At 48.3% G+C, this 7,132-nt stretch carries 5 protein-coding genes and 1 pseudogene; 3 read left to right on the top strand and 3 right to left on the bottom strand.

All coding sequences use genetic code 11. The features are described from left to right. Nucleotides 1–301 precede the first annotated feature (301 nt). Together ACF8GF_RS04835 and ACF8GF_RS04830 are read right to left on the bottom strand one after the other, a co-directional pair. Nucleotides 302–1,546 carry a Shedu immune nuclease family protein gene (locus tag ACF8GF_RS04835; protein WP_392487715.1) on the bottom strand — a complete coding sequence of 415 codons (1,245 nt, stop codon included), beginning with the start codon at nt 1,544–1,546 and terminating at the stop codon, nt 302–304. 294 nt (nt 1,547–1,840) lie between these two features. Further along, the gene (locus tag ACF8GF_RS04830) at nt 1,841–2,461 is read right to left on the bottom strand and encodes a LysE family translocator (protein ID WP_392487714.1); all 621 of its coding nucleotides are present in this window, start codon (nt 2,459–2,461) and stop codon (nt 1,841–1,843) included. A 390-nt stretch (nt 2,462–2,851) separates the two neighbouring features. Here ACF8GF_RS04830 and ACF8GF_RS04825 point away from each other — a divergent pair. The 3 genes and pseudogenes from ACF8GF_RS04825 to ACF8GF_RS04815 form a co-directional block, all read left to right on the top strand. Further along, nucleotides 2,852–3,082 (top strand): annotated as a pseudogene (locus ACF8GF_RS04825) (recombinase family protein); the annotation flags it as partial. An 820-nt stretch (nt 3,083–3,902) separates the two neighbouring features. Continuing rightward, nucleotides 3,903–4,040 (top strand): lysis system o-spanin lipoprotein Rz1, encoded by a 138-nt coding sequence (locus ACF8GF_RS04820; protein WP_392487716.1) that lies wholly within the window; start codon nt 3,903–3,905, stop codon nt 4,038–4,040. A gap of 164 nt (nt 4,041–4,204) precedes the next feature. After that, nucleotides 4,205–5,083, top strand: a complete 879-nt coding sequence (locus ACF8GF_RS04815; RefSeq protein WP_392487713.1) for a hypothetical protein — start codon at nt 4,205–4,207, stop codon at nt 5,081–5,083. Between the two features lie 276 nt (nt 5,084–5,359). Here the strand turns inward: ACF8GF_RS04815 and ACF8GF_RS04810 are convergent, their stop codons facing one another. Next, nucleotides 5,360–7,108: an AIPR family protein gene (locus ACF8GF_RS04810; RefSeq protein ID WP_392487712.1), complete on the bottom strand. Its 1,749-nt coding sequence runs from the start codon at nt 7,106–7,108 to the stop codon at nt 5,360–5,362. Nucleotides 7,109–7,132: the final 24 nt, after the last annotated feature.

Raw genomic sequence — 7,132 nt, 5'->3', positions numbered from 1 at the left:
AAGCGCTGCTGCCATGGAACTGTTCGCCAGAGATGCCACGGTAACCTTGGCTTCCACCTTGTGGTAGGTGGGGTTCATGGATCGGTTACGATAGCTGTGCTCCGCGAAGGGCGGCAATGGGTCGATAGCGGCCTTCTCAGTAAGCTCTGCTCATAAGGTTGTTTGGAAATTAAGCTGGGCTACTGTAATCCTAATGATGCCCAATATAAATACTATTGACAGGCACCTATCGGCCAGGAGCAGCCAATCTTCGTTTACGCGGTAAGGCAGGAAACTTAAACTATCAACGGCACCGCCATGACTAAACTTCCGAACGAAGCTGTTCCAAGATGAACCTTAACCTTCGCAAGAGCTCGTCATAGGTCACGATGTCTGCGATGTGCTTGTAGTGGCGTCGGGTCACTTCAAGATCACGCAGTTGCGCGTATGTGAGGCCTTTCTCCCGTCCCATTATGATCACGCCACAAGGATTCGTGATCTTGATCTGGAAACTCGGCGGTAACCTATTACCAATTTGCTTCCGCAGTTCAGCCTCGCCCTTCGGCCCTCCACGGTTGAGATGGCGCAGGTATTTCTCAATCTGCATCACAGTGCCAGAAAGGTCTCGCGAAGCGATGTGATTGTCGCGGTAGGTCGTTGAGCTTACTAGCCCTCTGGCGAATGGTCGCTTGATCTCGATTACATCAACGTTCCCAGATGCATCGACCAGCAGAAAATCGAGATATCGTTTGGTCTCACTATCAGTATCTCGAATCTCGATTTCTGGGAAAGCTGCGATATATTTTGGGTTCAGCAGGCATACGATTTGAAGGATTTCTTTTTGCCATGCCGCTTCAGAGTAGCCGTCTTCGCTGTCAAGCATGTGTTCTAATTGCTCCAGCAGAAACTCATATTTGGCAATCTCCGCTTGGCGCACTGGTTGAAGCAGGTCCTTACCCCTGGCTAGCACGCGCTTATTTACGTAGGCATTGAGCTTGGCTTCGGCGTCTATCTTGGCATCCGTATACTGCCTTACGACATTGCTAACCCTCGCCCGAATGTAACGGCGAACCTCGTAATTAGTCGGAAATTGAGCTATGAGCTTCTCGTACTCGGAGATAGGGATAGCGTCTGACTCGCTTCCACCAATGACGATGCGACTAGGTTTTAGTTCAGCAATCACTGCCAATATCGATACCTTACGATCAGTGCTGAACCATCGCCATGTCACCGGGGCATCTTTTGATAGTAAAACCGGTATATCGATGTCCAAAACCGCGGGATCTATGCGGAAATAACCACCTTCACTACTACCGATCTTGAATGCCAGCCATGGATCGTCAAAATAGTCCGGATTACTTAAGCCCGCGTCTAAGAAAGCGACTCCCTCAAACGGTTGCTGATCATGCGCGGCGAGGTGTCCATCAGAAAGATGGAAGGTGCCTTTGATCACAACCTCGTCCCTTTCCTGAAGCTTTCTAAGCACCCAATCTGTTCCGTCGCGCGGGCGGTACACGAGGATGAGTTGATCTCCATCATTTTCAAAGTCTACTGCGGTCGTGGTCATAGCTTACGCCCTCTGGGCCTTACGAATTCTGTCGGTCACAATTTCCCAGCTTTTTCTTTATGGCCAGCAGCGGCGCTAAGTTATCTAAGAAGAGCGTTAAGCCCATTCGAGGCCCGATTTGATTAGGCATACGGATGGGGCGTCGCCGGCCGTGAGTGCCCTCTACGAGGGACAGCAATGGGCCGATAGCGGCCTTCTCAGCAGGCTCTACTCACAAGCTGGGAAATTCAGCTAGGCTACCGCAACTCGGGCGATAAAAAATATAGACTAGCCATCCCAAGCTGGTGAGAGGTCTTAGGCACGTCGCGCGGCGAGCAATATCGAGGCTGCGCCCGACAGCAGTACCGCGCAGATGCGGTTGAAGAAACGCTTCCCTTTGGGATCATTGAACCAGCGTCGCAGGTGCAACCCGATTAAGGCATAGCCTGCCAGTGCGATCATCTCGAGTACCAGGAACAGAGCACCCAGCATTGCAAACTGCGGCGCGACATCATGCGCTGGGTCTATGAATTGTGGTAAGAATGCTGTGAATATCAATATTGCTTTTGGATTTCCAGCTGCAATGAGAAACTCTTGTTTCGCTAGGCCCACAAGACTTCTTGGTTTGGTATCGCTCGTCTCCTGATTTTGAATCTTTGCTGTCCAAAGTTTAAAAGCTAAGTAGAATAGATAAGTAGCGCCAAGAAACTTGATACCTAGAAACACCAGCTCGGACGTTTCAAGTACAGCCGTTAACCCCGCTGCTGCGAGCGCTATCATTGCTGCAAAAGCAATTAGCCTTCCGGCGCCTGCAAGACATGAAGCCAAGAAGCCATAATGTGTGGCGTTATTAACCGAAAGCAGGTTATTTGGGCCGGGAGCCATGTTCAGCGCAAAGCAGGCAGGTATGAATATGAGTAGTGTGGAGATGTTCATGATTTCTCGTTATTTCTGTGAATTTTGGTTTGGACATCATTGATGAAGTCTTTTTTTTTTTCAATCCCCTGCGTGCTGAGCGCCGGCTAGCAGCATCATCTCGGCATGATCATGTGTCCACTGGTTCCCCCTTTGAGTGATAATATATACTTCGGTTTTTCATGTTTAGAGTGGAATCAAGGGCATGCAAGCGTCACAGGGAGTGGTCTACAGCTATCTGCGGTTCTCTGACCCGCGCCAAGCAGCAGGGAACAGTGCGGACAGGCAGGCTGAGTATGCGAAGTCATGGGCTGCGGCAAGGGGACTCACACTAGACGAGTCGCTTTCCTTGAGGGATGAGGGCCTTTCTGCCTTTCTGCCTTTCACCAGCGGCACATAAAACAGGGTGCCTTGGGCGTCTTCCTGCAGGCCGTTGATGAGGGGCGTATCCCGGCCGGCTCTGTATTGGTTGTTGAGGGCCTGGATCGTCTCAGCCGGGCAGAACCGATACAAGCGCAAGCCCAGTTGGCCCAAATCATCAATGCGGGCATTACCGTGGTCACCGCGAGCGACGGCCGTGAGTACAACAGGGAAAGGTTGAAGGCGCAGCCAATGGACCTGGTCTATAGCCTTCTGGTCATGATTCGGGCTCATGAAGAGAGCGATACCAAAAGTAAGCGCGTAAAGGCTTCAATCAAGCGCTTGTGTGAAGGCTGGATCGCTGGCCATTACCGTGGTTTGATCCGCAATGGCAGCGATCCTCGCTGGGTCCGCCTCGTCGACGGTGACTGGCAGTTGATTCCTGAGCGTACCGAAGTTGTGCGATTTGCCATCGAGAAGTATCGCGAAGGGTATGGCGCTGATCGAGCTTTCAGTATGATGCAGGAGCGGGGCTTCGATACTTCTTATCTCGGGATCTCTGCACAGCAGATTTATCGCCTGATCAAGTTAGTGGCTTTGAAAGGTGCGAAGCATATTTGTGTCGACGGTGAGGACTACCTGCTGGAGGACTATTATCCACGGTTACTCTCGGATGTTGAGTTCGAGGAATTACAGCTATTGCGAGGTCAGCGAAGTCGTCGGCGAGGGAAGGGGGCCATTCCTGGGATAGTGACCGGTATCGGTATTACCTACTGTGGCTACTGCGGCACCGCAATGACTGCGCAGAACGTGATGCATAAGGTTCGACCTGATGGGACTTTGACGGATGGACATAGGCGTATCATGTGCATGTCCTACATGAACAAAGGTGGGTGCGACGTTGGCGGAAGTTGTAGCGTTGCACCTGTCGAGCGGGCTGTTATGTCGTTTTGCTCAGACCAGATGAACCTGTTGCGTTTACAGCAGCCAGCAGGACCGAGTGGCGATCTGCAGCAAGGGGTTATGAGCTCGCGAAAGCAGGTAGCTGATCTCGAAGCCCAGCTCGGCAGGCTAACCGAAGCGTTGGCATTGGACGAGAGTGATGGTGTATTGCCGATTGCGTTCCTGCGTAAAGCCGCCGGCACCGGAGGCGTGGTTCATGCAACCGTTCGGGCCCAACTTGACCCAGCGCATGCTCAACGAATTGTCGCCATCACCGACGACGGCGATCGGGGACTGATTGCACTGCAGTCCTGTCAGGCCTACGTGCGCGAAGTCACCAAGTAAAAAGATGGGAGCCAAGTGAATCCGTTCAATATCTAATCTGACCCCTAAGAGAGAATTATCTGAGGTGGAAATTTGCTAAAGTAATGGCGGTGATTTATGTCGCTTTGGGAGAATTGGATGGAATATTTACTAAGCTTGCTGTCTGGTGGGGTTAGTGGGGCAGTGCTAGTCTGGCTTACTAAAAGTTGGATCTCTGAGCGGCTAAAGCAATCCATTGGGCATGAGTACTCAGCTAGGTTGGAGCAGCATAAGTACGAATATTCTCAGGAGTTGGAAAAGCATCGGGCTGACCTGAGTGCGCAGTTAGAACAGGCGCGGCATTATAATCAAGTTAGCCAGCTTAGAACATCTTTGTTTTTTGATCATCAACGAAGCGCTTTTGCAGCAATCATAAAGCAAGCGGTAAAAGTTAACGATAAATGGGCGGAAGGTTACAATCCAGAGGAAGGTCTATACGATGCTGTGCCAAGGGCTGAGTATCAGGAATTGGTCTCCCTATTTTACGAGCATCAGTTGTTCTTGGATGACGAATGTTTGGTTTTGATGACGGTATTAATGGAGGCGTATACAGACTCCTATCCTTATTATGATGGGGAGAAAACGCATTATAAGGATAATTCGCAAATTTTAGAGTTTGTTGGTTATGTTGTTCCAAGGATGGCTTCGATTTTTAGAGGAAAGATTGGGGTGGGGGGTAATGCTGCGCACCTACAAGAAGTTGTTGTGTTGGCTGCGATGATTTTGGTTAATGGTATTAATCTAAGAGTCTTGGGTTTGGATTTTCCACCTAAGGGTGGGCTTTGTGCTCAGAGTAAGCATGGTGCAGCTGATATGGTTAAAAACGGTACAGAAAATATTTCGGCGCTTTTGCTTAAGCTTTGTGAGCTAGACAGCTATCTAAGTAAGGGTGAAGTAATGTTCGTGGATATTCAGTTAAAGGTGCGACGTTGCCTAGGGGTCTTAAGGAACTTGTTGAACAGTGGCGATGCATCATGAAAACCCTCGCATTCTGGAGTGCCGGCGGGGGAGACTTTGCCGACCTGGGTTGTGACGCTGGGGAGCAAGAAATCGTGCGCCATACCATGCCTCTCTACGCCAATTAATTTATTGAGCGCTTAATGCCAACAGGTGCGTAAGTCCCAATTAATTGGGGCTCAAGCACCTGTTTCTATTTCAACTGCAGTCCAATTGGTATGCGCAACTAGAACAAGCGAATGCGCATCACCAACTGATCGAGATCTGTCCCGCTATCCCGCGAGTACAAAATAAACACTATTTACCCTTTCTTGCGAAATATTCGTTGGCTTTTTGAAGAAGGTCAGCGGTAAATTTACCGCGTTTCAGAGCATCTGCTGAGGGTTTTCCAGCTTCTCTAACTATATCTTGGCAGATGACGAACTTATTCATATATGCTCGGTCTTCAGATAGTAGCGAAGAAATTATTTTGTTAGCGTACGTTTCAGCCGCATTTGAAGATGGGGATGGCATTTCAGTTTTGCCGTGTACGACCCATTTGTATACCTGGATAACATGCCAGCGGAGCTTTAGAAAGCTCTGGGCGCCATTTTTTCTTCCGTTAACAAGAGTGTTGTACTTATACAGCGCTAAAGCTGATGCGTAGTACAATGACTCATGGTCGGTGTCGCAGAATAGATCATTCCCGCTTGCGGAAAAAATTTCTTTAACATATCGCGCGGAATTGTGGGGTTGGTTTAGTACCATTGCGGCATAGGAGCGTGCCAGCTCCCGTACATCGAAAATTCTTGTATTCTGGTAACCAGCAGACCCGTATTCCTTTTCTCGCCGCTCAAAATATATTTTGCTATCTGGCGGGTTTTTAGTGTTTTTGGCGTCAAAATATTTTTGTACCAGCTTTGCTTTGTTCTTTAAACCGTGGAACGACTCGGTCTGTACTTCTGTCTGGTTGTTGGTTGCTGCGATTATGTCTTCGGATACATCGGTGTTTGCTGATTCAATAAACTTTACTACAAGATTCACTGAGTCGTTGAGGAGGTGTTTGTTAATAAATAGTGTGTTACTCGTTTGACATCCGTTGATAATCTGATAATTGGTCAGATTGATCTCTTTTGTATTTGGTGTAAGTGTTAGCTCAGGGGCTACAATGGTAATGCCATTGTTAAGAACCGAGAAGAGATCTTTCTTAGTGGCGTCTTCAAGCGTCGCTTGAATTTTGCCGTTGACCTCGTTGGTGATTCCAAGGAATGATCGGACGTTTTCGTCGAAAACTCGATGATTAAGGTTTCCTTCACTGTCGGAAATCACATTTGTGACGAAGTCTAGCGCATTCGCAATGCCGATGTAAGATTGTGGGATGTGGGCGATCTTGGGCATTCCAAAATAGTCGATTAGTTTTAACGTCGCTTCATTGGTTTCGGTTGCGGCTGCGTAAAGTTTCAATAGTTCTGCACGGCCCATTGGCGACACATGGACCTCATGAAATAATTCTGTGCCTTCAACTTTTCTTGATAGCGCTTTGAAAGAGGCTGAAATCTCTTTTGCCTCTCTGTAGGTTCCGCTTGTACAGTAGTAGGCATGAAAATTAGGCAGTCTGTTTTTTACTTTCTTTAAGTTTTTGAGGATGATGCTAAATATCTTTAGTGAGTTAACGTTAAGCTTGCCTTGCGGGTATTGAGGCTTCAGGCTTAGAAAATCTTCTACTCCCACGCTGAAATTATTTATTTCGCTCTTCTTGAATGCCTCACCGCTTTTGCTTTGTGTGAAAATAATTTCGGCGCTTAGGTTTGTTTTGTGCTTTGCGAAGATGTTGGTAGCGTCGTCTACTGTAGTTATCAAGTCCCCATCAATTATAATGGAAATCCCGTCAATGGACGCGTCGTCTTCCTCGGTGGTGATGTCTTTTGGATTAAAACGCCCTAGATAATGCTTGGAGGTAACGCAATAATTCGAAAAATATTCGAATAGTTTTGATTCTGGAGTCTTTTGGGGGAACTGAAAATCCTTTTGAAGTCCTTCGATGTGGTTTTCGATAATGATGTGCATCGGTCATTCCTTGGTCCTGGTGGC

The organism is Pseudomonas sp. yb_5 (assembly GCF_043103865.1).
Lineage (GTDB): Bacteria > Pseudomonadota > Gammaproteobacteria > Pseudomonadales > Pseudomonadaceae > Aquipseudomonas > Aquipseudomonas putida_Y.
Note: the sequence above shows the minus strand (reverse complement) of the source record. Positions and strands in the feature narration are given on the sequence as shown.

Bases quoted from the DNA above. Each gene is read 5' to 3' on its own strand.
- ACF8GF_RS04835 (WP_392487715.1), bottom strand. From the start codon at position 1,546: ATGACCACGACCGCAGTAGACTTTGAAAATGATGGAGATCAACTCATC.
- ACF8GF_RS04830 (WP_392487714.1), bottom strand. From the start codon at position 2,461: ATGAACATCTCCACACTACTCATATTCATACCTGCCTGCTTTGCGCTG.
- ACF8GF_RS04820 (WP_392487716.1), top strand. From the start codon at position 3,903: ATGGTGTATTGCCGATTGCGTTCCTGCGTAAAGCCGCCGGCACCGGAG.
- ACF8GF_RS04815 (WP_392487713.1), top strand. From the start codon at position 4,205: ATGGAATATTTACTAAGCTTGCTGTCTGGTGGGGTTAGTGGGGCAGTG.
- ACF8GF_RS04810 (WP_392487712.1), bottom strand. From the start codon at position 7,108: ATGCACATCATTATCGAAAACCACATCGAAGGACTTCAAAAGGATTTT.